Below are 26,508 nucleotides of genomic sequence, written 5' to 3'. Positions count from 1 at the left end.
GGTGCTGTGCCCGATGAAGACCAGTCCCCCGAACCGTTCGAGCGTGCCGTCGCCTGCGTGATCCCGGCGAAGGACGAGGCCGACCGGATCGCGGCGACCGTCGACGCGGTGCACAAGATCATCGGCGTCGACCTGGTCGTGGTCGTCGACGACGGCTCCACGGACGGTACGACGGAAGCGGCCGAGCGGGCCGGCGCGGTCGTCGTACGGCATGAGCGCAACCGCGGGAAGGCTGCCGCGATGGAGACCGGCGCGGCCGCTGTCGCGGAGCGCGACGGCACTCGGCCGCGGCACCTGCTGTTCCTCGACGCCGACCTGACCGACACCGCGTCCGGGGCGGGTCCGCTGATCGAGCCGGTGCAGACCGGCCGCGCGGACATGACTATCGGTACGTTGCCGGCGCAGGTCCGGGCCGACGGGTCGAAGGCCGGCGGGCACGGGTTCGTGGTCCGCCTGGCGCGGGCCGGGATCCAGGAGGCGACCGGCTGGGCGCCGGAGCAGCCGTTGTCCGGGCAGCGCTGCCTCACCCGGGCCGCGTTCGATGCCGCCGTACCGCTGGCTGCCGGATTCGGTGTCGAGACCGCGCTGTCGATCGACCTGGGCCGGAAGGGTTTCCGGATCGTGGAGGTGCCGATCGAGGTCCGGCACCGCGCGACCGGGACGGATCTGCGCGGTCAGCTGCACCGCGCGAAGCAGTACCTGCACGTCCGGCGTGCGCTCGCCGCTCGCAGTGCGCTGCCCGCGGACGGTGGTGGGCCGTCGCTGCGCAGTCTGTTCCCGCGGAGACTGCGCAATGAGCACTGACGAAGGCCTGAAGTACGGTCGCCGGGCTGTTGCTCTCTACCTGGCCTGTACGGCGCTGATCGTCGCGGTCGGGCTGCTCGGTCCGTCCGTGGTCGTACTGACGCTGACGAACCGGCACGCGTGGCTCCCGTCGTACTGGTTCGACACCAAGCCGAACGACTGGCTGGTGTCGGTGATGATCTACGTCGCGATCGCACTCGGCGGGTACGGCGTTTTCCTGGCCACCAAGGCGTTGAAGCACGGATGGGCGCCGCGCGTCGACCGGTTGATTGCCTTGGGCATCGGTACGACGGCGGCCGTTACGCTGGTCCCCCCGATGGCGTCCGGGGACGTGCTGATCTACGCGGCGTACGGGCGGATCATGGCGCTTGGCGGCGACCCGTACACGGCGTCGCCCGCGGACACCATCCGGCTCGGGTACGACCCGGTGATCACCGCGACCGAGCGGCCGTGGCAGGGCGCGCGCAGCGTGTACGGGCCGATCGCGACGTGGATCCAGTGGCTGTCCTCGGTGATCGGCGGCGACTCCGCGCAGCTCACCGTGTGGATGCTGCAGTTGTCGGTCGCGATCAGTCTGGTCGTCACCGGGCTGCTGCTGGTCAAGCTGGTCGGGAAGGACCTGCCGGCCAAGCGGCGCGTGATCATGCTCAGCCTCGCGAACCCGCTGCTGCTGTGGTCGGTGCTCGCCGGCGCGCACAACGACGCGATCGCGGTGATGTTCGCGGTGATCGCGCTGGTGCTGTTCCGGCGGCACGTGTTCCTGGCCGGCATCCTGATCGGCGTCGCGGGTTGCACCAAGCTGTCGATCGGCCTGGTCGGCATCGCGATGCTGTGGGCGCTGCGTGCCGACCGTCGCAAGTGCCTCTACTTCTGCGGTGGCGGCGCGATCGCGATGGCCGGGCTGTACGCGATCGTCGGGCTGAAGGCGTTCCAGCAAGCGCGGTCGCAGACGTCGTTCATCTCCACCGGTACGCCGCACAAGGTGCTGCTGAGCTTCTTCACCCTGTTCCTGCCGAACGGTCTGGTGCGGACAGTCCTGGCGATCCTCGCCTGGGTCGGCCTGATCGTGGTCGCGATCCTGCTGACGCAGGTGTTCCCGAAGTCGTTGGTGCCGCAAACGCATCCGGACGACCCGACGCCGGCCGCGATCCGCTACACCGCGATCTACGCGATCGCGTGGGTGCTGACCGCGATGTACTCGCTGCCCTGGTACGACGTGATCGCCTGGGTCGCCCTCGCCGCCGTCGCCGCGTCCAAGGTCGACGGTCTGATGGTCGTCCGTACGACGATGCTCGCGATCGCGTACGTCCCCGGGCGGGATCCCCACGCGCGCCAGGTCGCCGCGAGCCTGTCGGACTCCCTGGAGTTCTTCAGCGCACGCCTCCGCGACACCATCTGCCCGGCGATCGAGCTGGCCGTCCTGATCGGCCTGATCGTCTGGGCCCGCCGCAGCGGCGCCCAGTGGTGGCCGTACGACTGGCCCCGCCGCAAACAGAAGACCGTCACCGAGAACACCGCTGAAGCGCGCTAACTCCAGAGGTCGTGGCCCGCTGCGACCGCCTTGGCGAGGATCGACTTCACCGGCTTCTTCAGGACGTTCGCGGCCGCGGCCACGTCGTCGTACTCCGGCTGCACGTTGATCACCTGACCGCCGTACCGGGCGATCTTCACGTGGATCGACTGGCCCTCGACGTCGACCGTGGCGAACTCGCGGTCCGCGGCGTGCTTGCGGATCCCGAACTCGCGCAGCCCGATCGCCGAGGTCTCGGCCAGGATCACCGCACGAACCGTCTCGGCGTTCGCGTTGCCGACCAGGACTGACAGCGTGTGGGCCGGGCGACCCTTCTTCATCAGGATCGGGGTCAGCCAGGCGTCAGCCGCGCCGGCCTCCATCAGCCGGGACAGGACCTGCGGCCAGATCCGCGGGTCGAGGTCGTCGACGTTGGTCTCGTACACGAGCTCGGTGGCCAACTCGTCGGCTGACGCACCGATCACGACGCGCAGGACGTTCGGCACCTCGACCGGGTCCCGGCCGCCCGCGCCGACTCCGGTCTGCTCGATCCGCATCGCCGGCAGCGAGCCGAACTCGTCCGCCAGCGTCGCGAGCAGGGCCGCGCCGGTCGGAGTCGTCATCTCGTACGGCGCTGGGCCGCCGGTGACCGGTGCTTCCGCCTCGGAGACCAGATGCAGTACTGCGGGACCTGGGATCGGGATGCCGCCGTGCTGACCGCGTACCTGACCCCCGCCGCCCAGCACGATCGTCGAGACCACGATGCGATCGAGATCGAGCGAGACCGAGGCGGCGGCCACGCCGACGATGTCCGCGATCGCGTCGAGCGCACCGACCTCGTGGAAGTGCACGGTGTCCGGCTCCACCCCGTGAGCGGCGGCCTCCGCGCGGGCAAGGCGCCCGAAAGTATCCAGCGCCCGAGCCCGAACCGCGTCGTCGAGCCGAGCCTCCTCGAGCAACCGCCGCACGTCAGCCCAAGCCCGCGTCGGCCCATGCCCAGACCCGCCACCATGCCCATGCCCGTGTCCGGCGTCGTCGTGTCCGTGTCCGTGACCGGCGTCGTCGTGTCCGTGTCCGTGACCGGCGTCCGGGAAGTTCTCCGGGTGGGGCTCGCCGTTGACCTCGACGGTGGCTTTGATGGCGGCGATCTGGTGGCGAGCGGTCTGCGTGACCTTGACGGACAACGACGGATCCACCGCAGCGACAGCCGCGTTCACCACGTTCAGGTCGGCACCTGCGGACAGGAACGCACCCAGCAGCATGTCCCCAGAGGCTCCGGCCGAGCAGTCGATCCAAGCGACTCTCATCACGCCTCCTTCGTCTCGCGAGGAGTCGACTGCCGCGCGACACGCGCGGCGAAGACCCCGGCCCCGAACCCGTTGTCGATGTTCACGACCGTCACCCCGGGCGCGCACGAGTTCAGCATCCCGAGCAGCGCAGCCAGTCCACCGAACGAGGCGCCGTACCCGACCGACGTCGGCACCGCCACCAGCGGCACCCCGACCAGCCCGCCGACAACGCTCGGCAGCGCGCCCTCCATCCCCGCAACCACGATCAGGCAGTCCGCGCCGTCGAGTCGCTCCCGCACCCCGAGGATCCGGTGCAGCCCCGCGACACCCACATCCGTGATGACATCCACCCCGGCCCCGAACACGCGAGCCGTCGTCGCCGCCTCAGCAGCCACCGGAGCATCCGACGTACCAGCAGCCACGACGGCGACAGTTCCGCGCAGCGCGGGCGGTTCGCCGAGCACCGCCGTACGGCCGACCGGGTCCACCACTGCATCCGGCAGCGCTGCGGTCACCGCCGCCTGCGCCTCGTCCGTCAACCGGGTCGCTAGTACGGCGTGACCGGGGTGCGTGGCGTGCAGGGTCCGCAGCAGTTCCACGACCTGAGACGGCGTCTTGCCCGCGCCGTACACGACTTCGGCGTCCCCGGTGCGCTCCAGCCGGTCGGTGTCGAGCCGCGCGTAGCCGAGGTCGTGGACGCCCGGTTGTGGGCCCTGATCAGGCAAATGTGTCACGCCGCGAATCTACGTTGCCCAGGCCCGACGTACCGCATCCGTCCCCGGCTGCGCACGCTGTGCGATCACCTGAACACTCAGACATACCACCCGATGCCTTAGGCTCTCGTACCGTGTCTTCGACGTTAGCCGGTGCCTTCGGGGTCGCCGCCCTCTTTGTGGCGGTGCTTGCCCTGGTGTTCGCGATCCAGGCCCTCCGGGCCCGGACGGTCTCGTCGGACCAGGTCGCACCCGCCGTACTCCCCGAACCCGAGCCGCAACCGGCCCAGCCGGAAGCCAAACCCGGCACCGTGAAGTCGGAGCTGCGCAGGCTCGGCAAGGACCTCGAAGTCACCCGCGGTGAACTGAAGGAAACCCTCCAGCACCTGGCCGTCGTCCGGTACGACGCGTTCGGCGAAACCGGCGGCAAACTCTCCTGGTCGATGGCGATCCTCGACGACCACGGCGACGGCGTAATCCTCACCTCGATCAACAGCCGCGCCGACGCCCGCACGTACGCGAAGGAAATCAAGTCCTTCACCAGCGAATCCAAACTCTCCCCCGAAGAGGAAGAAGCTCTGGAAACGCTCCGCAAGGAATCCGAGCAGCCCTAGGGCACAGGAAGCCGTGGGTGAACACAGGTTATTTCCTGTGCAACGGCCCCGGATGGGGTGCAACGGCTACCGGCGCTTGGGGACGCGCGCCGTCAGGGCTCCGGGTTCTATTTCCGTGGAGAGGGAGCGGCCGGGGCTGATGGGGTCGCCGTCCAGTTGGCGTCGGACGTCTACGGAGGCGACGATCTCGACCTTGCGGCCGGTGAAGCGTTCCAGGTACATGTCGGTGCGGTTGGTGCGGGTCATCAGCCGCCAGAGGACGATCGGCCACTGGGTGACCCGCCGTGGCGCGATCACCACGACGTCCAGGAGCCCGTCGTCGGGGCGGGCGTCGGGCAGCAGGGGGATGTTGGCCTGCAGCATGCCGACGTTGCCGATCACGACCGTCCGGACGCGGCGTTCGATGGTGTCGGCGTCGTCGATCGTGATCTGGACGCGGACCGACGGGTGGTTGATGTTCTTCGCCGCCGACACCAGGTACGCCGTCCAGCCGATCTGCTTCTTCAGGTGCGGCGGGGCGTCGGACATGATCGCGGCGTCCAGCCCGAGCCCGGCCATCACCGCGAACCGGTCGGTGTCGAGTTCGTCACCGTGGACCCGGACCAGGTCGATCCGCCGGTCGCGGCCCTCGAGGATCCGCTCCAGCGCGTCGTCCAGGTCGAGCGGGATGTGCAGGTTGCGCGCGAGCAGGTTCCCGGTACCGGCGGGGATGACGCCGACCGGGATCCCGGTGTGCGCGAGCGCCGAGCACACCACCCGGACCGTACCGTCGCCCCCTGCGACCAGCACCAGGTCCGACTCGTGCTCGATCGCCTGCTTCGCCATCGCGTTCCCGGCGTCGTCCTCGCGGGTCTCCAGCCAGAGCGGATCGTCGTACCCGCGGATAGCGAGCGCCCGCGTCACCTTCCGCCGGAACGCCACGCCGTCGCCGACCTTGATCGGGTTCACGATGACGGCCGCTCGCGGCGGGAGTGTCGTACCGTCGCCGTCTGAGGAGGCGGTACGTCGACGGCGCCGCCGCAGCCCCGGCCGGAGGCCGAACCCGATCGACGTCGCGGTCAGGATCGCCAGCCCGAGCGCCCACCCGCCGAGTACGTCGGACACGTAGTGGACGTTCAGCGCGATCCGGTCGGCGGATGCGATCCACACCACCGCGATCACCGGCAGCAGCACCAGCAGCCGGAACCGCCGCCGCCAGCCCCGTACCGACGGCAGTACGACGCCGAGCGCGCCGGCCATCACGAACGCGGCCGTCGCGTGACCGGACACGTACGAGAATCCGCCGTTCTCGACCAGCATCTGCGCCGGCCGTTCCCGCTCGAAGATCGCCTTGACCGCCTGAACCAGCCCCAGCTCCGCGCCGGCGGACGTGATCAGCCAGACGGTCAGCAGCCGGGCCCGCCGATGCCACAGGTACGCCGCAACGACCAGAATCACCGCCCGCGACGTCCACGGCAGCACGACCGTCCCGACGACCTGCCAGAAGTCGACGATGCTCTCGTGCGCAGCGCCGTACGACGCGGCGCGCGCGGCGACCGACTGGTCCCAGCGGGCCAGCGGCGGCCACTGCCCGAACACGAGCACCGTGGTCACCGTGAACGGCAGCGCACCCAGCACGACCGTGAGCACACGGCCGATCGGACTGGGTGGGTGGTGGTTCATTGCCCGCTCAGATCCCCCTAAATGGTCGCGTGTACCTAGACCATCATCCCGAATAGACTTCGCCGGTTCTGACACGCCCCGATACCCTCAGGGTGTGATTGACGCGAAACTGCTCCGTGAGACCCCTGACGTCGTGCGCGCCGCCCTGACCAAGCGTGGCGAGAGTACGGACCTGGTCGACCAGATCCTGGTCGCCGACGGGGAGCGTCGATCGTCTATCTCCGCCTTCGAGGCGCTCCGGGCCGAGCAGAAGTCGCTCGGCAAGCAGGTCGCCCAGGCGAAAGGTGACGAGCGCACCGCGCTGCTGGCGCGGACCAAGGCCGTCGCCGCCGACGTGAAGGCCAACGAGGCCGCGGCGAAGGAGGCCGAGCAGCGCTTCGACGAGCTCGCCAAGGCCCTGCCGAACCTGGTGTCCGACGAGGCCCCGGTCGGCGGCGAGGACGACTTCGTGGTGGTCGAGGAGGTCGGCAAGCCGCGCGACTTCGCCGCCGAGGGCTTCGAGCCCCGCGACCACCTGGCGCTCGGCGAGCTGCTCGGCGCGATCGACATGGAACGCGGCGCGAAGATCAGCGGATCCCGGTTCTACTTCCTCAAGGGCGCCGGGATGCTGCTGCAGCTCGGCATGCTGCAGCTGGCCGTCCAGCAGGCGGTGGAGAACGGCTTCACCCCGATGATCACGCCGACGCTGGTCAAGCCCGAGGTGATGGGCGGCACTGGCTACCTGTCGGCGCACGACGACGTGTACCGGCTCGAGGACCCCGAGCTGTACCTGACCGGTACGTCGGAGGTCGCGCTGGCCGGCTACCACATGGACGAGATCCTGGACCTGTCGAACGGCCCGATCCGGTACGCCGGCTGGTCGTCCTGCTACCGCAAGGAAGCCGGGTCGCACGGGAAGGACACCCGCGGGATCATCCGTGTCCACCAGTTCGACAAGGTCGAGATGTTCTCCTACTGCAGCCTGGAGGATGCGGCCGCGGAGCACCTGCGGCTGCTCGCCTGGGAGAAGGAGATGCTCGACAAGATGGAGCTGAGCTACCGGGTGATCGACACGGCGACCGGTGACTTGGGCGTATCGGCGTACCGGAAGTTCGACTGCGAGGCGTGGGTGCCGACGCAGGGCCGGTACCGCGAGCTGACCTCGACGTCGAACTGCACGGACTTCCAGGCCCGCCGCCTGAACATCCGGCATCGCGACGCCGACGGCAAGACGCAGCCGGTCGCGACGCTGAACGGGACGCTGGCGACCACCCGCTGGATCGTCGCGATCCTCGAGACGCACCAGCTCGCCGACGGCTCGGTCCGGGTACCGACCGCGCTGCAGCCGTACGTCGGCGGTCGCGAGGTCCTCGAACCGGTCGCCAAATGATCGAAGTACCGCGGCCGACGGCCGTTGCCCTGGACATCGACGGCACGCTGATCGACCACGACGAGGGCATGTCGCCCGCGGTCCTCGACGCGGTCCGGCGGACCGCTGAGCAGGTGCCCGTGATCCTGGCCACCGGCCGGGCCTGGTCGACCACCAGGCCGGTGGCTGAGCGGCTCGGCCTGCCGGCCGGCGGATTCGTTGTCTGCAGCAACGGTGCGCGCACGCTGCGCTACCCGGACGGCGAGGTCGTCGACGAGCGCACCTTCGACCCGTCGACGGTGATCACCTCGGTACGCCGGTACGCGCCGAACGCACGGATGGCGGTCGAGGACTACGACGGCAGCTATCTGGTCACCGCGCCGTTCCCGGACGGCGATCTCGGCGCGGACGCACGGATCCGCGTGGTCGGCGACGACGAGCTCGCGCCGCAACCCGTGACCCGGTTGATCATCCGGGACCCGGATCAGTCCGAGAGCGATTTCGTCCGCCTCGCGGAACGTCTCGGCCTGCACGGGGTCAGCTACTTCGTCGGCTGGACCGCGTGGCTGGACATCGCGCCCGAGGGCGTGGACAAGTCGACCGGCCTGAAGGTCGCGCTCGCACAGTACGACCTGGACCCGGCCGGCCTGCTCGCGATCGGTGACGGACGCAACGACATCGAGATGCTGACCTACGCGGGTCTCGGCATCGCGATGGACTCGTCTCCGGACGAGGTCAAGGTCGCCGCCGACGAGGTCACCAAGTCGGTCCAGGACGACGGTGTGGCCGCCGTACTCAACCGCTGGTTCTGACGCAAGGCCTTTCGGCCAGAACCGAAAGGGTTGACAAGCGAAAGGCCCGGACCCTCTGTAATTACAGGGGATCCGGGCCTTCGGCCGTTCAGTCTCCGATAGTCCGCTGGCGGGCCGAGTATCGGATCAGGCGACGCGGCTGCCGGTCCGGCGTGGCTGGTGCTGCTGGTCCACGACGGCGTCGAACGCGTCCAGCACGGCGCCCAGCTCGGGCCGCGGCCGCGGCGTCTTGGCTGCCGGGCTCTGGCCGCGACGGGCTCGCCGCAGGTGCCGCTTGACCGTCGACAGCGAGCAGCCCAGCCGCATGGCCAGGGACTCCAGGCTGTCGTTCGGGTACTGCGTACGCAGCCGCAGGACCTCTTCGTGGCTCACCGGCCGGCGGGTTCCCCGCGCGCCGGCCAGCTGGTCGAAGTCGTCCGCCTGCACCTCGACGTCGAGCAGGTTGCGGATCGAACGCCGTTGTACAGCAGTGGTTCCGGCGACGAAGCCGCTCACGTCGTGCTCCGCGACCGCGCTGTACAGGCAGTCGGTGAAGAGCGGGCACGAGGCGCAGAGCGTCTTGGCCTCACGGACAAGCTGCTCGTACCGCTCGCGGGTACGACGTGTTGCGGATGCCGGCGGCGGCTCCTCCATCAGGCGGTGCTGAAAGATGTCGGGACGAGCGATGCAGCCGGTCATTGCCCCCTCCCTGCTGGAACATGTGTCGACAGCCGCTCGGGAGCTACTGCCCCCCGGCCCCGCTAGATTGGCGCTGTTGACGATCATCAAGGCTCCCCAAGTATCAAGATCCGTGTGAACGAACAATGAACGACGTTCGTCCGCACGGCTCCGCTAGCTGATGGACCCGCGCTTTGTTGCCGGCCCACCGTGTCGTCCCGGGCGCGGGACGCACCGATCCATAACTGTTGACGTCACTGCCGCGGTTTTGGTTGCAGCCAATTCCGCAACGGTTCTTCGACGTTTGTGTGTTGTTCCGAGGTGGGGCGGCATCAGTCGCGCTGATCCAGAACACGCATACGACGCGAGCGAACAGCCCCCGGTTCCCCGCCAGACCTCCGCATGAAATCACGCGCCCACCGCGTGGCGCAGGGGAACTAGCTGCCTTTGCAGCATCCTGCCGTAACGGTCTGATGACGTTGTCAAAAGCTCAACGAGAAACGTCAAAAAGGTCTGAATCCGCCGGCCGACCGCTTGCGCCCGAGGCACTTGGAAGGGTAGTGCGCGACCGGCTCGCGCGTCGGCACTGTGGCGATATCGTTACCCCGTGACGGTTCCGCGAAACCCCCGCCTGATAGCAACCGATCTCGACGGAACGCTCGTCCGCAGCGACGGCACCGTGTCGGACCGGACCCGCGCCGCGGTCCTCGCGGTTCAAAAGGCCGGAAGTGTTTTCGTGATGGTCACCGCGCGGCCACCTCGCTGGCTGCACGACCTGTCGTACCTGGTCGGCGACCACGGCGTCGCGATTGTTGCCAACGGCTCCATTCTGTACGACGTCCTGCGTCGTAAGGCGATTCGGACCCGGCTGATCGAGCCCGCGGTCGCACTCGAGGTGGCGCAGGCGATCCGCGCGGCGATTCCGGACGTGCAGTTCGCCATCGAGCGACCGGACCGCTACGGACAGGAACCGGTCTACCTGAACCGGTGGCCGAAACCGGACAACACGTTGATCGCCGCGGTGGAGGAACTACTCGCGGAGCCGGCCGCGAAGCTGCTCGTCCGGCACCCGAGCATGCACTCCGACGAGCTGCTCGGACTGGTGAATCCGTTGGTGGGCCAACGAGTGACGGCCAGTCACAGTGGAGGTCACGGTTTGGTGGAGATCTCGGCCAGCGGGGTCTCGAAGGCCTCGATGCTGGCCGATTTCGCCGCCACACAAGGGATCTCGGCTGCTGAGACGATCGCCTTCGGTGACTCGGTCAACGATCTCCCGATGCTCGCCTGGGCCGGAACGTCGTACGGCGTCGCGAACGCGCACCCCGATGTCCTCGCGGTGGTGGACAAGACTGCCCCGGCAAACGACGAGGACGGCGTCGCCGCCGTCCTCGAAGAGTTCTTCCAGCCTTTGAAGTAAGGCGTTACAGATACATCCCGCCGCTGCCCGGGCCGTCGGTGCCGGCCTGAGGTGCACCGGGGAATCCGGGGTGCTCTTCGCCGGGCAGCTGCTGGCCGCCAGGCAGAGCGCGACGCATCTGCTCCAGCTGCTGACGCGCGGCCATCTGCTGCGCGAACAACGCCGTCTGGATGCCGTGGAACAAGCCTTCCAGCCAGCCCACCAGCTGTGCCTGCGCGATCCGCAGTTCGGCGTCGGACGGCGTGCTGTCGTCGGTGAAGTCGAGGCTGAGCCGCTCCAGCTCCTCGACCAGTTCCGGTGCGAGGCCGCTCTCGAGTTCCTTGATCGACGCCTCGTGGATCGCGCGCAGCCGGGCCCGGGATGCTTCGTCGAGCGGCGCCGACTTCACCTCTTCCAGCAGCTGCCGGATCATGTTGGCGACCCGCATCACCTTGGCCGGCTGCTCGACCAGTTCGGTCACCGAGCGCGGTCCGTCGTCCTGCTCGTCGTCGTCGGAGCGCGGCGGTCCCTCGACGGCCATGCCGTCCGGCCCGACGATCAGCACCTTGCCGTCTTCGGTGCGCGCCCCGGCCATCGGAACTTCCCGATCCTCGCTGCTGCTCTCGCTCATCTGCCCATCCTAGGCCGGGGCCATCTTTGAGAACCCACCAACCATCTGCGGGCCCGTTTCCTGGTTGAACGGTGCTCAAAGAGAGGTGCGGGCGCGGTGGCGGCGGACGGCGTCGCGGTTGGCGCAGGCGGGGGTGCAGTAGCGCTGGCGTCCGGTTCGGGAGAGGTCGGCGTACACGTTGTCGCAGCCTTCGGTGGCGCAGCGGCCGAGTCGCGTGATGCCACGGCCGGCCAGGTGCAGCGCCGTACCGGTGCTGATCAGCGTCGCGACCAGTCGCCCGACGGGGACGTTGTCCGGGCGGTAGTGCATGTGCCAGCCGTCGCCGGCGTGGTTGGTGAGCCGCGGATGCTCGGTGTACTTCGCGAGCATCGCGTTCACCAGCTCGACCCGAGTCTGCTCGTCCTGGGCGTCCACGACCCGCATCCACTCGTCGAGCGCGGTCCGTACGGCGGCCAGGTCCGCGGCGGTGACGCGCCGCTCGCGCACCTGGCGGCTCTCGACGCCGCTCTCCTCGCACCGCTCGGCCAGCTCGTCCGGCGTGGTCGCCGGGCGGGTCACCAGATTCACCGCGAGCAGCACCGCGTCCGCGCCGTAAGGGTTGAGATGCATAATGCCATTACATCACGATGGATTCATGACTGACCTCCACCGCCATCGCTGGTCCGCGATCTCCAGCCACCACGTCAGCGAAGGCCTGGTCGTGTACCAGCGGTGTGCTTGCGGCCAATGGCGCATCACAAGCACACCGCCGTACCCGGTCGCCTACCCGGAGATCGCGTTAGTCGATACGGCTGACCATCGGTAGGCGGGAGGGCGGACTTCCGGCACTCACCAACCTCGCCTGGCCGGGCGTGTCAGCCACCGGCTGAGCGTGGAGGCTCGGGGTTGGTGAGTGCTGCAGGTCCGCCTTCAGAGCGTTAGCAGCACCTTGCCGAGCTGGGTCGAGTTCTCGAGGGTTTCGTGCGCCTTCGCGACGTCGGCGAGCGGGAACGTGGAGTGCACGACCGGGCGGACCTTTTTCTCCGCGATCAGCGGCCACACGTGGCCGACGACCTCGGCGAGGATCCGGCCCTTGTCCGCCACCGAACGGAACCGCAGGCCGGTGGCGATCACCGATCCCCGACGGCTCATCAGCCGGCCGAGGTCCAGGTCGCCCTTCGCGCCGCCCTGCATCCCGATCACCACGAGCCGCCCGTCGTACGCGAGCGACTTCACGTTGTCGGTCAGGTACTTCGCGCCCATGATGTCGAGGATCACGTCGGCGCCCGCGCCCTTGGTTGCCTCGTGCACCACAGACGGCCACTCGGCTTCCTTGTAATTGATCGCGACGTCGGCGCCGAGCCGCGTGCAGAATTCCATCTTCTCCTTGCTGCCCACCGTGGTCAGCACCCGCGCGCCGTGCGCGACACCGAGCTGGATCGCCATCGTGCCGATCCCGGACGACCCGCCGTGCACGAGCAGGGTCTCGCCTGCCTTGAGATGCGCGGTCATGAAGACGTTCGACCAGACGGTCGCGACCACCTCGGGCAGTGCGGCCGCACTGACCAGGTCGAGACCGTCCGGAACCGGCATCACCTGCGGAGCGGGTACGACGACCTTCTCGGCGTACCCGCCGCCGGCGAGCAGCGCGCAGCACTCGTCGCCGACCGACCAGTCCTCGACCTCGGCGCCGACCGCGGCGATCCGCCCCGACACCTCGAGGCCGATCGTGCCGGGAGCGCCCGGCGGCGGCGGGTAGAAGCCCTGCCGCTGGAGCAGGTCAGCGCGGTTCACGCCCGCGGCGACCACCTCGATGACGACCTCGTCGACGGCCGGTTCCGGGTCCGGGATCTCGCCGATCCCGAGGACGTCGATTCCGCCGGCACCATGACACACGACAGCTCGCATGTTGCCCAACCTACCCTCAGCGCTCGACCAGTTCGGCCAGGTCCTGCGCGATGGAGTCGAGGTAAGTGGTCTCGCCTATCGACTGGAACCAGTCCCATAGCTCGAGCGAGTGATAAAGCCGATAGAGGTCGATCCGGTCCTCGGGTACGGCGCCGTACCCGTCGATGAGACCGGCGAGCTTCTCGGGGTTGTCGTGCGCGGAGTACTGGATCGTCTTCGCCAGATCGATGAGCGGATCGGCGGCGATCGCGTTCTCCACATCGATGAATCCGTTCACGCGCCAGGTCGCGGGGTCCACGAGGATGTTGCCTTCGTGGAAGTCGTTGTGGCACAGGACGGCTGCCGAGTTGTCCGCGAACAGGTGCGCGTGCTGCTCGACATGAGTGGTGATCTGGGCGTGCAGCTTCGGGTCGCCGCCGAGCTGCTCGAACTCGTGCAGCTTCTTCGTGAACTGCCGTCGCATGTACTGGTCGTTGTCCGGCAGCGGGTCGAGGATCTGATCGGTCAGATAGCCGTACGCCGGTTGCGCGATGCGGTGAAGGCGCTGCAACAGCTCGCCGAGTTGCGCGTACATCGCCCGCCAGTCAGGCGGCTCGGCCTCGGACAGCGGAACGCCGTCGACCTTCGACAGCATCGTGACGCCGTCGCCGACGTGCAGCACCTGTGGGATCGAGCCGGCGAGCTCCCGCTCCAGCATCCCGTAGACGTGCACTTCCTTCGCCTGCTTCCAGAGCCACTCTGGCGCGTAGACCTTCACGATCACCGGGGCGGCGGACGTGCGCACCTCGTACACGGTGCTCAGCTGCCCGCCGGTGCGCTCCACGACCTCGCTGACGTCGAGCCCGGCGACGTCCCTCACCAGCTGCGCGACATCCATGCGTCGAACCTACGGACGGCGTCCAGCGGTTTTCTGTCGCGTTTGCTTGTCAGCCGTCGAGGTCCGCCCAGGTGTCGACGTCGTCGCCTGCGTGGGTCGGTTCGGTCCACGCGAGGTCGAGGCCGGCGAGCGTCCGGCGTACCGACTTGTCCCTTGGATCGCCGACGTCCTGGATCGCCTTCGCCAACGCGGTACGCCGGTACGCGGTCGCGAGCTGCTGCTCCTGCCCGCCGGTGTCGCGGAGCCCGAACCCGTCGTGGTTCCCGAGCCCCGCGACGAGCCCCGTCACGTCCTCCTCGGTGATCCACGGCAGATCACAGCTGACCACCACGACGATCGGGGCGGTCCCGTGCGCCAGCCCAGCCGCCAGACCCGCGACCGGTCCACCCGACGGCGGGTCCTCCACCGTCCAGTCCACGTCCCGGTACGTCGTACGCACCGGACCCACCACCACGGTCGAGGCGGCCCCCGCTGTCGCCGTCAACACCCGATCCAGCAACGACAACCCGTCGAGTACCAGCATCGCCTTGTCCACTCCGCCGAACCGAGTGGACCCGCCCCCCGCCAACACCACCACGTCGAACTCCACCCCTGCAGTCTCGCATCTGCCCGGCGGTGGTGACGGTAGGTCCTCACGTCGCGTGAGGTTCACGCTGCGGGTTTCTGCGGCACCATGGAGAGATGAGGATCGCCGTGGTGCAGACCGCCAGCAGCTACGACAAGGCGGCGAATCGGGACGCGGTCAAGCGTCTGGTCGCGGACGCCGCGCAGGGCCGGCCTGACCTTGTCGTACTGCCGGAAGCAATGATGTCCGACTTCGCGGTCGAGGGTGAGTCGGTGGCGGAGGCTGCCGAGGCGCTCGACGGCGAGTTCGTGACGACCCTGCGGAAGGCTGCAATCGAGCACGGAGTGGCGATCGTTGCCGGGATGTTCGAACGCAGCTGCGACGAGCATCGTCCGTACAACACGCTCCTGGCTGTCGGCGCGGACGGCGTACTGCTCGGCGCCTACCGCAAGATCCACCTGTACGACGCGTTCGGGTACAAGGAGTCCGACCAGCTGACACCTGGCGACGTAGCTCCGGTCGTGGTCCAGATCGGCGACCACTCGCTCGGTCTGATGACCTGCTACGACCTGCGCTTCCCAGAGCTCTCCCGCGCGCTCATCGACGCTGGCGCCGAAGTGCTCGTGATCCCGGCCGCCTGGGTCCGTGGACCGCTCAAGGAGCACCACTGGACCACACTGCTGACCGCCCGCGCTGTGGAGAACACCTGCTACGTCGCCGCAGCAGCACAGAACGGCAAGAAGTACTGCGGTCTGAGCCAGGTCATCGACCCGCAGGGCATCGCACTGGCGTCCGTAGGTGAGTCAGACGGACATGCGTTCGCTGAGATCTCCGCTGAGCGGCTGGCCGACGTACGCAAGCGCAACCCCTCCCTGCAGAACCGCCGGTACACAGTCACGCCTCGCTGAGTCACGCCCCGCTGACCAGTTCGCGGACCGACTGGTCCGGAAAACTCGCTGACCCGTTAGCCTCCTGGGCGTGGCGGATGGGTTTGATCTGGAGCATCACGGCGATCTCGAGGTCGGTGAGGGGCTGGTCGACCTCGCCGTCAACGTCCGCGCGGGCACACCCCCGTCCTGGTTGCTCGAGGCGATCACGGCGAGCCTGACCGATCTGGCGGCGTACCCACGCCAAGACGCGGCTGTCGCCGCGGTAGCGCACCGGCACGGCGTCGCGGCAGAGCGGGTGCTCCTGACCGCGGGCGCCGCGGAGGCGTTCGTCCTGATCGCGCGGGCGTTCCGGCCGCGGCATCCGGTCGTGGTTCATCCACAATTCACCGAGCCCGAGGCGGCGTTGCGTTCGGCCGGGCACCTGGTCGACCGGGTGATCCTGCGGCCCGAGGACGGGTTCACGCTGGACCCGTCCGCCGTACCGGCCGATGCCGATCTCGTTGTCATTGGCAATCCCACCAACCCGACGTCCGTGCTGCACCGCGCCGACGACCTGCGCGAGCTGGCGCGACCCGACCGGATCCTGGTCGTCGACGAGGCATTCATGGACGCCGTACCCGGTGAGCCCGAGTCGCTCGCCGGCGCGTCGATCCCCGGGCTCGTCGTGGTGCGGAGCCTGACGAAGACGTGGGGACTCGCGGGGCTGCGCGTCGGGTACGTCATCGCCGGCGCGAGCTTGATCGAGCAGCTGGCCTCGGTACAGCCGCATTGGCCGGTGTCCACTCCTGCGCTCGCGGCGGCAATTGCCTGCAGCAACGAGCGTGCCGTCGCGGAGGCGAGTCAGGCCGCATTCGACATCGAACGCCAACGTGTCCATTTGCTTGACAGTCTCGGAACGGTGAACGGACTTTCGACGTACGGCGTGGCGCGGGCTCCGTTCGTTCTCGTCCACGTGCCGGGGGCTGCAGAAGTGCGGGAATCCCTGCGTACACAGAGATTTGCGGTACGGCGCGGGGATACGTTCCCGGGTCTGGGGCCGGACTGGTTGCGGGTCGCCGTACGGCCTGAGGACGTCACCGACGGGTTCGTGAAGGTGCTGTCGGAGCTGCTGCGATGAGTTGCCGCGCAATCGAGTTGGCGCTGTAACGCGCGGGGGGTTTAGCCGAGGTCCACTTTGCGCACAAGATGACCAGTGCCCGGTTGGTATGCCCTGGGCAACTTTCTGGCCGTTCGCGAAGGGAGCAGCACAATGGGTCTCAACGATGACGACATGAACACTTCGTCCGAAGGTGGCACCGGCGAGTACGGAGGTTCGGGCGGCGGCTACTCGAGCGAAGGCAACGACACCACGGCCGGCGGTTCGACCGCCGCCCCCGGTGGCGGAAACGGCGGGTACGGCGGGGAGTCCTCGGACGGCGGCGCCGACGGCGGAGCCGATGGTGGTGCCGGCGAAGGTACTGCGGACGGCGGCGCGAACGCAGGCGGGACCGACGGCGGCGCAGACGGCGGCGCCGGCGGCTACGGCGAAAGCTCGAACTCCGGCGGCTCCGAGGGTGGCGGCTCCGGTGGGTCTGAGGGTGGCTACGGCGAGGGCTCGGGTTCTGGTGGGTCCGAGGGTGGCGAAGGCTCCGGTGGTTCCGAAGAGGGCTACGGCGCGAGCTCGGGTTCTGGTGAGTCCGAGGGCGGCGAGGGCCAAGGTTCTGGTGGTTCTGACGGCGGGTTCGGCGAGAGCTCGGGGTCAGGTGGTTCCGAGGGTGGCGCCGCGGGTGGATCTGATGGGGGTGCCGATGGTGGCGCGGACGGTGGTGCCGGCGGGAACTCCGGGAGCTGGTGACCACCGTGCCGGAGGCCGGGCCGTTCCCGCAGAACAACCATCCGGCCGCGCGGTCAGCGGCGGACGGTAGTGAGCAGTTGCGAGACGAGCGCCCGGCACTCCGGCGCTGTGTAGCGCGCGACCTGGACGAGTTCGCCAACTCCTACTGGGGTTCGCGAGCGCTGCTGTCCCACGGTCCCGACCTCCCCGCGCCGTACGACGACCTGTTCAGCCTCGACGCCGCGGACGAACTGCTGTCCCGCCGCGGCCTGCGCACGCCGTTCCTACGGATCGCGAAGAACGGGTCGGTGGTCGGAGACAGCCAGTTCACCGGACCGGCCGGTGCCGGCGCGGAGATCGCGGACCAGGTACGAGACGACAAGGTGGCCGCGCTGTTCGCCAGCGGGCACACCGTAGTACTGCAAGCGTTGCACCGCACCTGGCCGGCACTGGTCGACTTCTCCACCCAGCTGTCCTCGGACGCGGGTCACCCCGTGCAGATCAACGCGTACATCACCCCCGCCGAGTCGCAGGGTTTCTCCGCGCACTACGACGTACACGACGTGTTCGTACTCCAAGTAGCCGGCGAGAAGCACTGGACCGTACACGAACCGGTCCACGTCGACCCGCTCCGCAACCAACCGTGGACCGACCACGCACACGCCGTTGCAGAAGCGGCACGCGACCAGGCGCCGGTGATCGACGAGGTCCTGCGGCCTGGTGATGCGCTCTACGTACCCCGCGGCTTCTTGCACTCAGCCAAGGCACTGGGTGGTGTCAGCGCACACCTGACCGTCGGACTGCACACACTGACGCGCTACCTGTTGGTCCAGGAGCTGGCCGCACTTGCTGCGAATCAGGCCTCCCTGCGCACCGCACTGCCTCTCGGCTTCGATCCTGGCGACCCGGAGCAACTTGCCCAGGTCCTGCCCGAGGTGGTCGAACTCTTCACGCAGGAGCTCCGTACGGCGACCCCGGACGCACTGGCCAACCGCCTGCGCCGTCGTACCTGGTCTAGCAACAGCCCAGCTCCGCTCGCACCGCTGGCACACGCCGCGTCCGTCGCCTCCCTGTCCGTCGGTACGACCGTCCGCCTCCGCGCCGGCCTCCGCTGCCGCCTCGTCCCCGGCGACCCGCTCGTCCTTCAACTCCCCGACCGAACCATCACCTTCCCGCCCGCCACGACCGCAGCCGTCACAGAACTCGTCTCAGGCGCCGACTGCAAAGTAGGAAACCTCCCCGACCTCGACGACGCCGACCAACTCGTCCTAGTCCGCCGTCTCCTCACAGAAGCAGTCGTCGTCGCCACCGCCCATTGAATACGTGACCAGCGGGTGGTTGAAGTTGGCAACAGTATCGTGAGGTGGCGTGGAGCGCGGTGATGTGGGGTACCGACCGGAGACGGGCTGCGCGGCGCAAGCCGATCTTCGTCACGACTCCCTGACCGCGACTGCCCCGCCAGCCGAACGTTGGCTCCTCATCGAGTCCCGCTCCGCCTGGCCACGCCAGGCCCTGACCTCCCTTCGAAACAGCTCCTCCGGTGCCGAACTGGGTGATGTGGTTGCGCGTCTGTGCCGCGACTTGAGGATCCGCCCCGTACTGATCCGCCGGTACGGCCGCATCGATCGGACTGTTCCCCGACGGTGGGGACTAGTGGACTGCCGCCCCGCGCGGGAACTCGTTCGCTGGGGCGATCTGCCGACAGACGAACACCTGTTGGAAGTCCTCGCCGGCAAGGACTCGGGAACAGTGAGCAATGCGCCGGTTTATCTCGTGTGCACGCACGGACGCCACGACGCGTGCTGCGCCGTACGCGGACGCCCGGTCGCCGCGGCACTGGCTGCCGCATACCCAGAACGCACCTGGGAATGCAGCCACATCGGCGGTGACCGATTCGCCGCGAACGTGGTCGTGCTCCCGCATGGGCTGTTCTACGGGCACGTCGCACCAGCCCGCGCCGTCGAACTCGCCAAGCAGTACGATGAGAGCGCCGTCGTACCCGATCTCCTCCGTGGATCAGGTGCGTTCGTCCCGCCGGTCCAAGCCGCCCAGCACTTCGCCCGCGCCGCGGGTCACGCACCCGCGCTCGACAACCTCCTTCCGCAAACCGTTGAAGTCCTCGGCGAGCACCGCTGGCGAATCCTCCTCGCATCCACCAACGGCCTGATCGCCGTCGAAGTCTCGGCACGCCTCGACACCGTCGACGCCCGCCTGACCTGCGCAGGCTCCTCTCCCGCCCAGATCCGTCGCTTCGAACTCCACAGCCTGACCGCAGCCTGACTACAGCCTGACTACTGGCCAGACCAAGGCTTGACCGTCACCTAAGGCGTCAGGCCGGGTCTACAGAGCGGTCCGAAGCGTGCTCGCCGTAGAACGCTGACTGGCGCGCCATGATGTCGCGCATCGGCGTGCCGCGCGGGACGCCGTACACCGTGCCCGGGAAGTCCAGGTCGCGCTGGATCTGCCACAGCTCCTCGTGCCGGTCGGGGGAGAAGAGCTGAGCCGGGTCGCCGGCGGCGATCCATCCGATCGGGAGGACCGTGCCTGCTTCCAGCCGCGAGTTCACGTGTAGCACGCTGTTGATCCGGAGTTCCGCGCCTGCGCCGGCGACCGAACCGGGGAACAACGCGGCGCCCGTGGCGATGAAGACTTCGTCCTCGACCGTGGCGCCGTTGACATGTGCATGGGGACCTATCAGGACCGCGTCGCCGATCAGCGCGGGATGATCGGCCCGGCCGCGCACCAGGGCGTTCTCCATCACCACACTGTTCTCACCGAGCCGGATCTCGCCGTTCTCCGCCGTCAGCACCGCACCGTGCAGGACCCTGCTGCCTTCGCCGAGGACGACGGCACCGCAGAGCACGGCCGATGGGGCGACGTACGCGGATTCGGGCACGACCGGTCGACGGCCGCGATGTTCGAGCAGCATCTGCTGTCCTTTCGTCGCGCGATCACCTCTCTCCAGCTTGTCCCACAGTCGGTTGTGCGGTCTCTCCACTGCCCGGGTCCTCACAACCCCGGGCGGCGGTGTCCTCCGGGCCGTCCACATCGGAGGTGGCAGGCTCGGTCCGGCGGACAATCCGGGGTGGAGAACCGCGAACTGAGGCAACATTAGAACACATGTTCGAGAGGATGCAACGCATCCTGACGGGTCAGGTGTTATGTCTCAGGACATAGGTGACAGTTCTGCATCAGGACATCGGTGACGGTTTGGGTGTTCTTGGTGGTGACACTTCAGCCCCGACGGTTCGGGGATGGCTGCCAGTGAACCCATCGATCCTCGTGTTCGGCTCGCGATCTCGCAGTGGCCCGATGATGCTCCTCGTGGGGCGGTGTCGACGTTCTGTGCCGAGCACGGCATCTCCCGCAAATCGTTCTACGAGCTGCGCAAGCGCGCCTTGGTCGATGGGCCGGCCGCAGTGCTCGAGCCGCGGACCCGCCGGCCAAGGACGAGCCCGTCCAAACTGACCGACCAAGTCAAAGAGCAAGCCGTCCGGGTGCGTGCCGCACTGGAGGCTTCCGGGCTGGACCACGGCCCGATCAGCGTGCACGACAAGATGCACGCAATGGGCCTGGGCCAGGTGCCCTCGGTCGCGTCGCTGGCGCGGATCTTCCGCGAGGCTGGCGTGGCCCGTCTGGAGCCGAAGAAGAAGCCGAGGGCGGCATGGCGCCGGTTCGTCTACCCGGCCCCCAACGCCTGCTGGCAACTGGACGCCACCGAGTACGTCCTGACCGGTGGCCGGAAGTGTGTGATCTTCCAGCCCATCGACGACCACTCCCGCTACGCACCCGCCTCCCACGTTGCCTGGGGCGAGACCTCGCAAGCCGCCATTGCCGTTTTCGACAAGGCCGTGGCCGCTCATGGTGTTCCGCAACGGCTGCTGTCGGACAACGGGATCGCACTCAACCCGTCGCGCCGCGGACTCCTGGGCCAGTTCGTCGTTCACTTGATGGCCCTGGGAGTGGAGCCGATCACCGGCAAGCCCTACAAACCGACCACCCAAGGCAAGAACGAACGCTTCCACCAGACCCTGTTCCGCTACCTCGACAAACAACCACTCGCCGAGACGCTGGACGAACTGCAGGCCCAGGTCGACGCCTTCGACCACATCTACAACACCCAGCGCCCCCACCAAGGCCTGCCCGGCCGCGTCACACCCCAGGCCGCCTGGCAGGCCACCGCGAAGGCCGAGCCGCCCCGCCCCACCCGCGACCTGATCCGTCGCCCACCCACCCCCGCACCGGCACCAGCGCCCACAAACCTCCCCACGGACCTGCCCGACGACACCGTCCTCAAGACGCTGGCCAGCAACGGCGCCTTCTACCTGGACAAGGTCCAGTACATGGTCGACGGGCGACGAGGCTTCCAACAGGTCCTCGTCATCACCAACGGCGACAAGACCGGCGACCCGATCACCGTCACCGACCTGCAAGGCGAGATCCTCATCGAGCACACCCGCCCCACACCCGGCACCACCTACGTCGGCAACGGCAGACCACCCGGACCACACACCAACAAACCCCGACCGTCACCGAAGTCCTGAGACATCAACTGTCACCGATGTCCTGACGCAGAACTGTCACCCATGTCCTGAGACATCACATCCTGACGGGTCAGGAACCGCGAGCTCAGATCCGCTGCGTGCTCAAGCGCGGAGCCACCCGGGCGAGGACGTAGATCGTCAGGCTGGCCACCAGTGCGAGCGCCGCGAGGGCTACCCACGGCAGTTCGTGATGCACCTCGAAGAGCTGCGTGAAGAACGCCGGCGCCAGCACGCTCGAGAAGGTGAACGAGTACTGCCAATACGACAGGTACTTCCCCCGCCCGACCGTCGGCGAGATCGCGGCCGACAGCGCGTTGTTCGTCGCCGCGTGCAGTACGTCGCCGAATGCGAAGCAGGCGGTAGCGAGCACCAGGACCGGCACAACCCATCCACCCGGGATATGCACCTGTAGCGCCATCAGCAACGCCCACACGGCGTACGTGATCCCAGCGACCACCATGACGTTCGTACGACGCCGCTGCTCGGTGTGCCGTACGACGAGCGTCTGACCTGTCGCCAGGACGACAGCAACCGCTGCGATCAGTACGCCGACCAGCCACTTCGGCACTGTCAGCGCTTCAGTGACATACACCGGTACGCCGACGCCGAGCATCATCGTGCAGAGCGCCAGCAACGTGTTGGCGCCGATCAGCGCCAGGAACGTCCTGTCCTTGCGCAGCAACGGCGCTGGGCCGTCGTCCTGGTCGGTCCGCTCGTGGTGCGACGGGTGTAGCCGCAGGAGCAGCAGTCCGGCGAGGTAGAACGTCACTGCGTTGACGGCCATCGCGACCAGGAACGGTGCGTTCCCGCCGATCGCCAGCAGCCACCCGGCCGCCAGTGCGCCCACAGCGAAGCCACCCGCTTGCATCATCCCGCCCAGGCCGAACCACTTGTCCCGCTCGCCCTCGTCGGCGACGTCCGCGAGCAGGCTGAAGATCGCCGACCAGAACACCCGCTGGCCGGTTGTCATGACCAGTGCGCACAGGAAGAGCAGCCACATCGACCGCCCGAAGAAGAAGCCGGTGAACGCCAGACCTTGGGCGAACTGCGCACCCACGACGAGGTTCCGCGGGCCCAGGCGGTCGATCACCAGACCTACCGCAGCGGGCACCGCGATGGAGAACAGCGTCGCGACGGTCAGCAGTACGCCCGCGGTCCCGAGCGGGATGCCGGCGACCTTGTTGAAGAACAGCAACAGGAGCGGCCCAGCACAGCCGCCGCCAAAGGAGTCGATCGCCAGACCGGCCAGGAGCGGGACCCGCCCGCGGACGTTCGGGAGGCCGAGTGACGCGGCTGCGGGCATGGCTGAGCGCTCCTATCGGGTCTTCGGCGGCTGGCGAACCGTAGCAAGCGCACGCCTGCCCATTCCATCCGGTTTCAGTCAGTCGCGCGCACCCGACGTACCGAGACGTTCCGGAGCGGACGCCAGGCGACCGCGGTCATCACCACCATCGCCACGAAGGCGATCGCGAAGGGTGCGGCCAGACCGTACTGCTGTGCCAGTACGCCGCCCAGCGCGGAGCCGATCGCGGCACCGCCCACTGAGGCCAGCAGGTACACGCTGTTCACCCTGCCCATCAGAGCGTCCGGTGTGGCCACCTGACGCGTTGTAGTCGACACGATGCCCCACACCACCGCGTGGACGCCGAACACGGCCATGGTCGCGCCAGCGACCCACGGATTCCTGGTGAGCGCCAGCACGAGGTGGACCGTCGTCTCGATGACCAGTCCGGCGCGGAGGAGAGTCACGGACCCCACACGCGGCTCCAGGAAGTGGTACGTCGGCATACCGAGCACACCGCCCACGGCGCCGACCGACACGAGTAGACCGAACTGGGTCTCGCTCAGCCCCAACTGCTCGCGCGCGAACAACACCCAGGTCGCGAAGGCGGCGCAGAACGTGATGTTCATGACCAGGATCGACAAGGCGAGCGTCCGTACGCCGGAGTGGTGCCAGAGCCACCGGACGCCCTCGCGCACCTCGTGCAACACGGCTGCACGAGTGGAGTGGTCGGGCAGCGGCGGACGTACGGCGACGCGAGCGATCAGAACCGCGGCCGCGGCAAAGGTGACCGCGTCGAAGACCAGTGGGATGCCGGCGCCCGCAGCGAACAGCAGTGCGCCCAGCGGTGGTCCGCCGAGTTGCTGGAGCACTGTGCCGCTGGCGAACAGTCGGGCGTTGGCCTTGCCCAGGTGGTCCTTCGGTACGGCGCTGACCAGCAGTGCACCGGATGCGTTGTCTGCCAGCGTTTCCGCCGTACCGAGGAGGAACAGCGCGAGGTAGACCGCCCAGAGTGGTGCGGTGTCGAGCAGTACGGCGAGACCGAGCGCGGCCAGCACGATCGCGCGAAAGGAGTCCGCGGCAACGATCATCAACCGGCGGTCGAGCCGGTCGACGAGGACGCCGCTGAACAGGGCGAAGAGCAGCCAGGGCAACTGCTGGACGAAGGCAGCCGCACCGACCGCCGCAGGTTCGGTGGTAATCGAGGCGACGAGCAACGGGCCGGCGGCGATCAGGGCGCCGTCGCCGAGGTTGGAGATGACCGCGGCCGGGAAGATCTTGCGGAAATCAGGTCCGAGCTCGGACGGGAACGCGTACGCACGGAGGGAACGCATGAGAACTCCTGAGGGCATGACGAAGCGATGGACGCCGGCTGAGCCGGCCGGTTCGCCCGGTCAGAGCGTCAGCGCGCTGACCGGACGGCGTGTGCGATGCCCTCGAACGACCCAGACATTGCTCCCACCTCCATCCGTACCCTCCGCGGCGACTCCGCCGCTGCGCCGACCATACCGGCCCCTCCCCACCCCCGCACTCCGATTCCACCCGGTATCCTCAACCCTCGGCGGCAACCGCCAGGAGGGTTCGCATAGCGGCCGAGTGCGCTGGTCTTGAAAACCGGTATGGCGGGTGACCGTCATCGTGGGTTCGAATCCCACACCCTCCGCTCATCTCGTCCCGAAAGTAGCTCCGACCTGCGGGAACACGCGGCTGGAGTCGTCCTCTGGTCTCCCGGGACCGGCCCGGACCCGGAGTCCGATGACCTGTCGGATCCGGGGTTTGGCGTTCGTTGTAGGGGTGACGGGCTGCCGGAGAGAGGCCGCCGGACTGACAGGAAGGCGTGGCGCCATGCGGAAACTGGTGTACGGCATGAACCTGACCCTGGATGGCTACATCGCCGCGCCCGGCGACGACATCGGCTGGGGCAGGCCGAGCGACGAGCTGTTTCAGTGGTGGCTCGACCGGGAGTTGGCGATCGGGCTGTTCCTGTACGGGCGCAAGTTGTGGGAGACGATGAGTTCCCACTGGCCGACCGGCGACCAGCAGCCCGACGCCACCCCGGCGCAGATCGAGTTCGCGCGGAACTGGCGGGACACGCCGAAGGTGGTGTTCTCCTCGACGATCGACAAGGTCGACTGGAACGCCCGCCTGGTCACCGGCGACGCCGTCGCGGAGATCACCCGGCTCAAGGCCGACGACGGCGAGCCGATGAGGGTCGGTGGCGCCACGCTCGCTGCGGCGGCCCTGCAGGCTGGGCTGATCGACGAGTACGAGATCGTCACCCATCCGGTGCTGGTGGGCGGCGGCACACCGTTCTTCACCGCGCTGGACAGCTGGGTGAACCTGAACCTGGTGGAGACGCGGACGTTTCCCGGTGGCGTGGTCATGACCAGGTACGAGACGAGGCGTTGAGCGCGATTCAGCGGGTCTCGATGGTGGTGAGGTCGCGGATCGCGAAGCGGTAGTGTTCCCAGCCTTCTTCGAGGAGCACGCGAAGGCAGGAGCGGGTGGTCTCGGGGCGGGGGCCGTGGGGGTTCTTGCGTGGGGTGTCCAGTTCGGCCGGGGTGACGGTGGCGAGGAAGTCGCGGACCATGGCGACGCGGCTGTTGTGGGCTTCGACAACGTCGGCGTACGGCGGTTTGTCGGTCAGCGTGTCCTCGGCGCCGTGTCCCAGGCCGAGCGGATGGAACTCCTCGCGTCCGAGGACCTCGCGGCCGAACCACAGGTCGATGGCGTGCACCAGGTGCCGCTGTGTCTGCGCGAACGACCACTCGCCGTCGACCGATATGTCGGCGGTGCCTTCTGGCATGCTCGCGACGCGTTCGACAGCCGTCGCCCAGGTCTTCTCGAGGATGGCCCAGGCAGCGCGGAGACCATCGGGGTCCTCGGCCCGCCGGGTCTCTCGGCCTGGAAAGCGGCGGTTCTGCTCGGCTTCGACGTACGCCGCGACTTCGACACCGTTGACCGTCAAGCTGCCCCCGGGCTCGGCGAGCCACGGTGCGTCGATGTCCGCGCCCTGGATGTCGATGCCGCGCATCACCACGCCGGACAGATCGGACTCGACGAACCGAGCCCCGCGCAGGTTCGCCTCGAAGAACTCCGCCCCTTGCAAGTCGTCGGACTGCCCGAACTTCGCCATGCCTTCTCCCTTGTCGTGAGCCGTGCGGCGAGCCTAACCGTGACCTCCGACACAAAAGTCGTGCGCGCGACGGGCGGC

At 68.4% G+C, this 26,508-nt stretch carries 27 protein-coding genes and 1 tRNA gene; 15 read left to right on the top strand and 13 right to left on the bottom strand.

The features are described from left to right. The first annotated feature begins 6 nt into the window (after positions 1–6). Entirely contained in the window at positions 7–804 is a 798-nt protein-coding gene (locus ACWF0M_RS09730) for a glycosyltransferase family 2 protein (RefSeq protein WP_452235195.1), read from the top strand. Continuing rightward, positions 794–2,335: a DUF2029 domain-containing protein gene (locus ACWF0M_RS09725; RefSeq protein ID WP_452235194.1), complete on the top strand. Its 1,542-nt coding sequence runs from the start codon at positions 794–796 to the stop codon at positions 2,333–2,335. The genes ACWF0M_RS09730 and ACWF0M_RS09725 overlap by 11 nt, the downstream gene beginning before the upstream one ends. Here the strand turns inward: ACWF0M_RS09725 and larC are convergent. Together larC and larB are read right to left on the bottom strand one after the other, a co-directional pair. Beyond that, positions 2,332–3,621 (bottom strand): nickel pincer cofactor biosynthesis protein LarC, encoded by a 1,290-nt coding sequence (larC, locus tag ACWF0M_RS09720; protein ID WP_452235193.1) that lies wholly within the window; start codon positions 3,619–3,621, stop codon positions 2,332–2,334. The two genes, ACWF0M_RS09725 and larC, sit on opposite strands and share 4 nt — an antisense overlap. After that, positions 3,621–4,337: a nickel pincer cofactor biosynthesis protein LarB gene (larB, locus tag ACWF0M_RS09715; RefSeq protein ID WP_452235192.1), complete on the bottom strand. Its 717-nt coding sequence runs from the start codon at positions 4,335–4,337 to the stop codon at positions 3,621–3,623. Before larB ends, larC begins: the two co-directional genes overlap by 1 nt. A 113-nt stretch (positions 4,338–4,450) precedes the next feature. Between larB and ACWF0M_RS09710 the strand changes: the two genes are divergently transcribed. Further along, complete coding sequence (locus ACWF0M_RS09710; RefSeq protein ID WP_452235191.1) at positions 4,451–4,930, top strand: DUF4446 family protein; 480 nt, start codon at positions 4,451–4,453, stop codon at positions 4,928–4,930. A 66-nt stretch (positions 4,931–4,996) separates the two neighbouring features. On the opposite strand, the gene ACWF0M_RS09705 is transcribed toward ACWF0M_RS09710, so the two are convergent. Next, complete coding sequence (locus tag ACWF0M_RS09705) at positions 4,997–6,559, bottom strand: diacylglycerol kinase family protein (RefSeq protein WP_452235190.1); 1,563 nt, start codon at positions 6,557–6,559, stop codon at positions 4,997–4,999. 127 nt (positions 6,560–6,686) lie between these two features. On the opposite strand from ACWF0M_RS09705, the gene serS reads away from it, so the two are divergent. Further along, complete coding sequence (serS, locus tag ACWF0M_RS09700) at positions 6,687–7,961, top strand: serine--tRNA ligase (protein ID WP_452235189.1); 1,275 nt, start codon at positions 6,687–6,689, stop codon at positions 7,959–7,961. Then, positions 7,958–8,752 carry an HAD family hydrolase gene (locus ACWF0M_RS09695; RefSeq protein WP_452235188.1) on the top strand — a complete coding sequence of 265 codons (795 nt, stop codon included), beginning with the start codon at positions 7,958–7,960 and terminating at the stop codon, positions 8,750–8,752. The genes serS and ACWF0M_RS09695 overlap by 4 nt, the downstream gene beginning before the upstream one ends. A gap of 126 nt (positions 8,753–8,878) precedes the next feature. On the opposite strand, the gene ACWF0M_RS09690 is transcribed toward ACWF0M_RS09695, so the two are convergent. Next, entirely contained in the window at positions 8,879–9,430 is a 552-nt protein-coding gene (locus ACWF0M_RS09690) for a WhiB family transcriptional regulator (RefSeq protein WP_452235187.1), read from the bottom strand. A 586-nt stretch (positions 9,431–10,016) separates the two neighbouring features. On the opposite strand from ACWF0M_RS09690, the gene ACWF0M_RS09685 reads away from it, so the two are divergent. Next, positions 10,017–10,826, top strand: coding sequence for an HAD family hydrolase (locus ACWF0M_RS09685; RefSeq protein ID WP_452235186.1), 810 nt, complete (start codon positions 10,017–10,019; stop codon positions 10,824–10,826). A 4-nt stretch (positions 10,827–10,830) separates the two neighbouring features. Here ACWF0M_RS09685 and ACWF0M_RS09680 read toward each other — a convergent pair whose 3' ends face one another. Together ACWF0M_RS09680 and ACWF0M_RS09675 are read right to left on the bottom strand one after the other, a co-directional pair. Next, positions 10,831–11,436 (bottom strand): bacterial proteasome activator family protein, encoded by a 606-nt coding sequence (locus ACWF0M_RS09680; protein WP_452235185.1) that lies wholly within the window; start codon positions 11,434–11,436, stop codon positions 10,831–10,833. Between the two features lie 75 nt (positions 11,437–11,511). Continuing rightward, positions 11,512–12,045, bottom strand: a complete 534-nt coding sequence (locus ACWF0M_RS09675; protein ID WP_452235184.1) for a CGNR zinc finger domain-containing protein — start codon at positions 12,043–12,045, stop codon at positions 11,512–11,514. Between the two features lie 25 nt (positions 12,046–12,070). Here ACWF0M_RS09675 and ACWF0M_RS09670 point away from each other — a divergent pair, with 25 nt between their 5' ends. Beyond that, complete coding sequence (locus ACWF0M_RS09670; RefSeq protein ID WP_452235183.1) at positions 12,071–12,241, top strand: hypothetical protein; 171 nt, start codon at positions 12,071–12,073, stop codon at positions 12,239–12,241. Positions 12,242–12,345: 104 nt separating this feature from the next. On the opposite strand, the gene ACWF0M_RS09665 is transcribed toward ACWF0M_RS09670, so the two are convergent. Genes ACWF0M_RS09665 through mobA form a run of 3 tightly spaced genes read right to left on the bottom strand, consistent with a single transcriptional unit; the run spans position 12,346 to position 14,789 of the window. After that, positions 12,346–13,323: an NAD(P)H-quinone oxidoreductase gene (locus ACWF0M_RS09665; protein ID WP_452235182.1), complete on the bottom strand. Its 978-nt coding sequence runs from the start codon at positions 13,321–13,323 to the stop codon at positions 12,346–12,348. Positions 13,324–13,339: 16 nt separating this feature from the next. Beyond that, a complete protein-coding gene (locus tag ACWF0M_RS09660) occupies positions 13,340–14,200 on the bottom strand; it encodes a phosphotransferase family protein (RefSeq protein WP_452235181.1) in 861 nt (286 codons plus the stop codon). Positions 14,201–14,249: 49 nt separating this feature from the next. Next, positions 14,250–14,789 (bottom strand): molybdenum cofactor guanylyltransferase, encoded by a 540-nt coding sequence (gene mobA / locus ACWF0M_RS09655; RefSeq protein WP_452235180.1) that lies wholly within the window; start codon positions 14,787–14,789, stop codon positions 14,250–14,252. Positions 14,790–14,881: 92 nt separating this feature from the next. On the opposite strand from mobA, the gene ACWF0M_RS09650 reads away from it, so the two are divergent. From ACWF0M_RS09650 to ACWF0M_RS09630, 5 genes are all read left to right on the top strand, one after another. After that, positions 14,882–15,673 carry a carbon-nitrogen hydrolase family protein gene (locus ACWF0M_RS09650; RefSeq protein WP_452235179.1) on the top strand — a complete coding sequence of 264 codons (792 nt, stop codon included), beginning with the start codon at positions 14,882–14,884 and terminating at the stop codon, positions 15,671–15,673. Positions 15,674–15,743: 70 nt separating this feature from the next. After that, on the top strand, positions 15,744–16,772 hold the full coding sequence (cobC, locus tag ACWF0M_RS09645) for an Rv2231c family pyridoxal phosphate-dependent protein CobC (RefSeq protein ID WP_452235178.1): 1,029 nt from the start codon (positions 15,744–15,746) through the stop codon (positions 16,770–16,772). A 132-nt stretch (positions 16,773–16,904) separates the two neighbouring features. Continuing rightward, positions 16,905–17,489, top strand: a complete 585-nt coding sequence (locus ACWF0M_RS09640; protein ID WP_452235177.1) for a hypothetical protein — start codon at positions 16,905–16,907, stop codon at positions 17,487–17,489. Then, positions 17,486–18,787, top strand: a complete 1,302-nt coding sequence (locus tag ACWF0M_RS09635) for a cupin domain-containing protein (RefSeq protein ID WP_452235176.1) — start codon at positions 17,486–17,488, stop codon at positions 18,785–18,787. The genes ACWF0M_RS09640 and ACWF0M_RS09635 overlap by 4 nt, the downstream gene beginning before the upstream one ends. A 49-nt stretch (positions 18,788–18,836) precedes the next feature. Beyond that, entirely contained in the window at positions 18,837–19,748 is a 912-nt protein-coding gene (locus ACWF0M_RS09630) for a sucrase ferredoxin (protein ID WP_452235175.1), read from the top strand. Positions 19,749–19,797: 49 nt separating this feature from the next. Here the strand turns inward: ACWF0M_RS09630 and ACWF0M_RS09625 are convergent, their stop codons facing one another. Then, positions 19,798–20,397, bottom strand: coding sequence for a gamma carbonic anhydrase family protein (locus tag ACWF0M_RS09625; protein ID WP_452235174.1), 600 nt, complete (start codon positions 20,395–20,397; stop codon positions 19,798–19,800). A gap of 325 nt (positions 20,398–20,722) precedes the next feature. Here ACWF0M_RS09625 and ACWF0M_RS09620 point away from each other — a divergent pair, with 325 nt between their 5' ends. Then, positions 20,723–22,012 carry an integrase core domain-containing protein gene (locus ACWF0M_RS09620; RefSeq protein WP_452235173.1) on the top strand — a complete coding sequence of 430 codons (1,290 nt, stop codon included), beginning with the start codon at positions 20,723–20,725 and terminating at the stop codon, positions 22,010–22,012. 85 nt (positions 22,013–22,097) lie between these two features. Here ACWF0M_RS09620 and ACWF0M_RS09615 read toward each other — a convergent pair whose 3' ends face one another. Continuing rightward, positions 22,098–23,315 (bottom strand): MFS transporter, encoded by a 1,218-nt coding sequence (locus ACWF0M_RS09615; RefSeq protein WP_452235172.1) that lies wholly within the window; start codon positions 23,313–23,315, stop codon positions 22,098–22,100. Between the two features lie 74 nt (positions 23,316–23,389). After that, on the bottom strand, positions 23,390–24,628 hold the full coding sequence (locus ACWF0M_RS09610; RefSeq protein ID WP_452235171.1) for an MFS transporter: 1,239 nt from the start codon (positions 24,626–24,628) through the stop codon (positions 23,390–23,392). A gap of 240 nt (positions 24,629–24,868) precedes the next feature. Between ACWF0M_RS09610 and ACWF0M_RS09605 the strand changes: the two genes are divergently transcribed. Next, positions 24,869–24,957, top strand: a tRNA-Ser gene (locus ACWF0M_RS09605). Between the two features lie 182 nt (positions 24,958–25,139). Further along, the gene (locus ACWF0M_RS09600; RefSeq protein WP_452235170.1) at positions 25,140–25,703 is read left to right on the top strand and encodes a dihydrofolate reductase family protein; all 564 of its coding nucleotides are present in this window, start codon (positions 25,140–25,142) and stop codon (positions 25,701–25,703) included. A 7-nt stretch (positions 25,704–25,710) separates the two neighbouring features. Here ACWF0M_RS09600 and ACWF0M_RS09595 read toward each other — a convergent pair whose 3' ends face one another. Next, positions 25,711–26,430, bottom strand: a complete 720-nt coding sequence (locus tag ACWF0M_RS09595; RefSeq protein WP_452235169.1) for a DinB family protein — start codon at positions 26,428–26,430, stop codon at positions 25,711–25,713. Positions 26,431–26,508 lie beyond the last annotated feature (78 nt).

The organism is Kribbella sp. NPDC055110 (assembly GCF_053607525.1).
Note: the sequence above shows the minus strand (reverse complement) of the source record. Positions and strands in the feature narration are given on the sequence as shown.

Bases quoted from the DNA above. Each gene is read 5' to 3' on its own strand.
- ACWF0M_RS09595 (WP_452235169.1), bottom strand. From the start codon at position 26,430: ATGGCGAAGTTCGGGCAGTCCGACGACTTGCAAGGGGCGGAGTTCTTC.
- ACWF0M_RS09650 (WP_452235179.1), top strand. From the start codon at position 14,882: ATGAGGATCGCCGTGGTGCAGACCGCCAGCAGCTACGACAAGGCGGCG.
- ACWF0M_RS09665 (WP_452235182.1), bottom strand. From the start codon at position 13,323: ATGCGAGCTGTCGTGTGTCATGGTGCCGGCGGAATCGACGTCCTCGGG.
- ACWF0M_RS09620 (WP_452235173.1), top strand. From the start codon at position 20,723: ATGGCTGCCAGTGAACCCATCGATCCTCGTGTTCGGCTCGCGATCTCG.
- larC (WP_452235193.1), bottom strand. From the start codon at position 3,621: ATGAGAGTCGCTTGGATCGACTGCTCGGCCGGAGCCTCTGGGGACATG.
- ACWF0M_RS09675 (WP_452235184.1), bottom strand. From the start codon at position 12,045: ATGCATCTCAACCCTTACGGCGCGGACGCGGTGCTGCTCGCGGTGAAT.
- ACWF0M_RS09615 (WP_452235172.1), bottom strand. From the start codon at position 23,315: ATGCCCGCAGCCGCGTCACTCGGCCTCCCGAACGTCCGCGGGCGGGTC.
- ACWF0M_RS09690 (WP_452235187.1), bottom strand. From the start codon at position 9,430: ATGACCGGCTGCATCGCTCGTCCCGACATCTTTCAGCACCGCCTGATG.
- ACWF0M_RS09610 (WP_452235171.1), bottom strand. From the start codon at position 24,628: ATGCGTTCCCTCCGTGCGTACGCGTTCCCGTCCGAGCTCGGACCTGAT.
- ACWF0M_RS09640 (WP_452235177.1), top strand. From the start codon at position 16,905: ATGGGTCTCAACGATGACGACATGAACACTTCGTCCGAAGGTGGCACC.
- ACWF0M_RS09660 (WP_452235181.1), bottom strand. From the start codon at position 14,200: ATGGATGTCGCGCAGCTGGTGAGGGACGTCGCCGGGCTCGACGTCAGC.
- ACWF0M_RS09725 (WP_452235194.1), top strand. From the start codon at position 794: ATGAGCACTGACGAAGGCCTGAAGTACGGTCGCCGGGCTGTTGCTCTC.
- ACWF0M_RS09625 (WP_452235174.1), bottom strand. From the start codon at position 20,397: ATGCTGCTCGAACATCGCGGCCGTCGACCGGTCGTGCCCGAATCCGCG.
- ACWF0M_RS09600 (WP_452235170.1), top strand. From the start codon at position 25,140: ATGCGGAAACTGGTGTACGGCATGAACCTGACCCTGGATGGCTACATC.
- ACWF0M_RS09695 (WP_452235188.1), top strand. From the start codon at position 7,958: ATGATCGAAGTACCGCGGCCGACGGCCGTTGCCCTGGACATCGACGGC.
- ACWF0M_RS09670 (WP_452235183.1), top strand. From the start codon at position 12,071: ATGACTGACCTCCACCGCCATCGCTGGTCCGCGATCTCCAGCCACCAC.
- ACWF0M_RS09680 (WP_452235185.1), bottom strand. From the start codon at position 11,436: ATGAGCGAGAGCAGCAGCGAGGATCGGGAAGTTCCGATGGCCGGGGCG.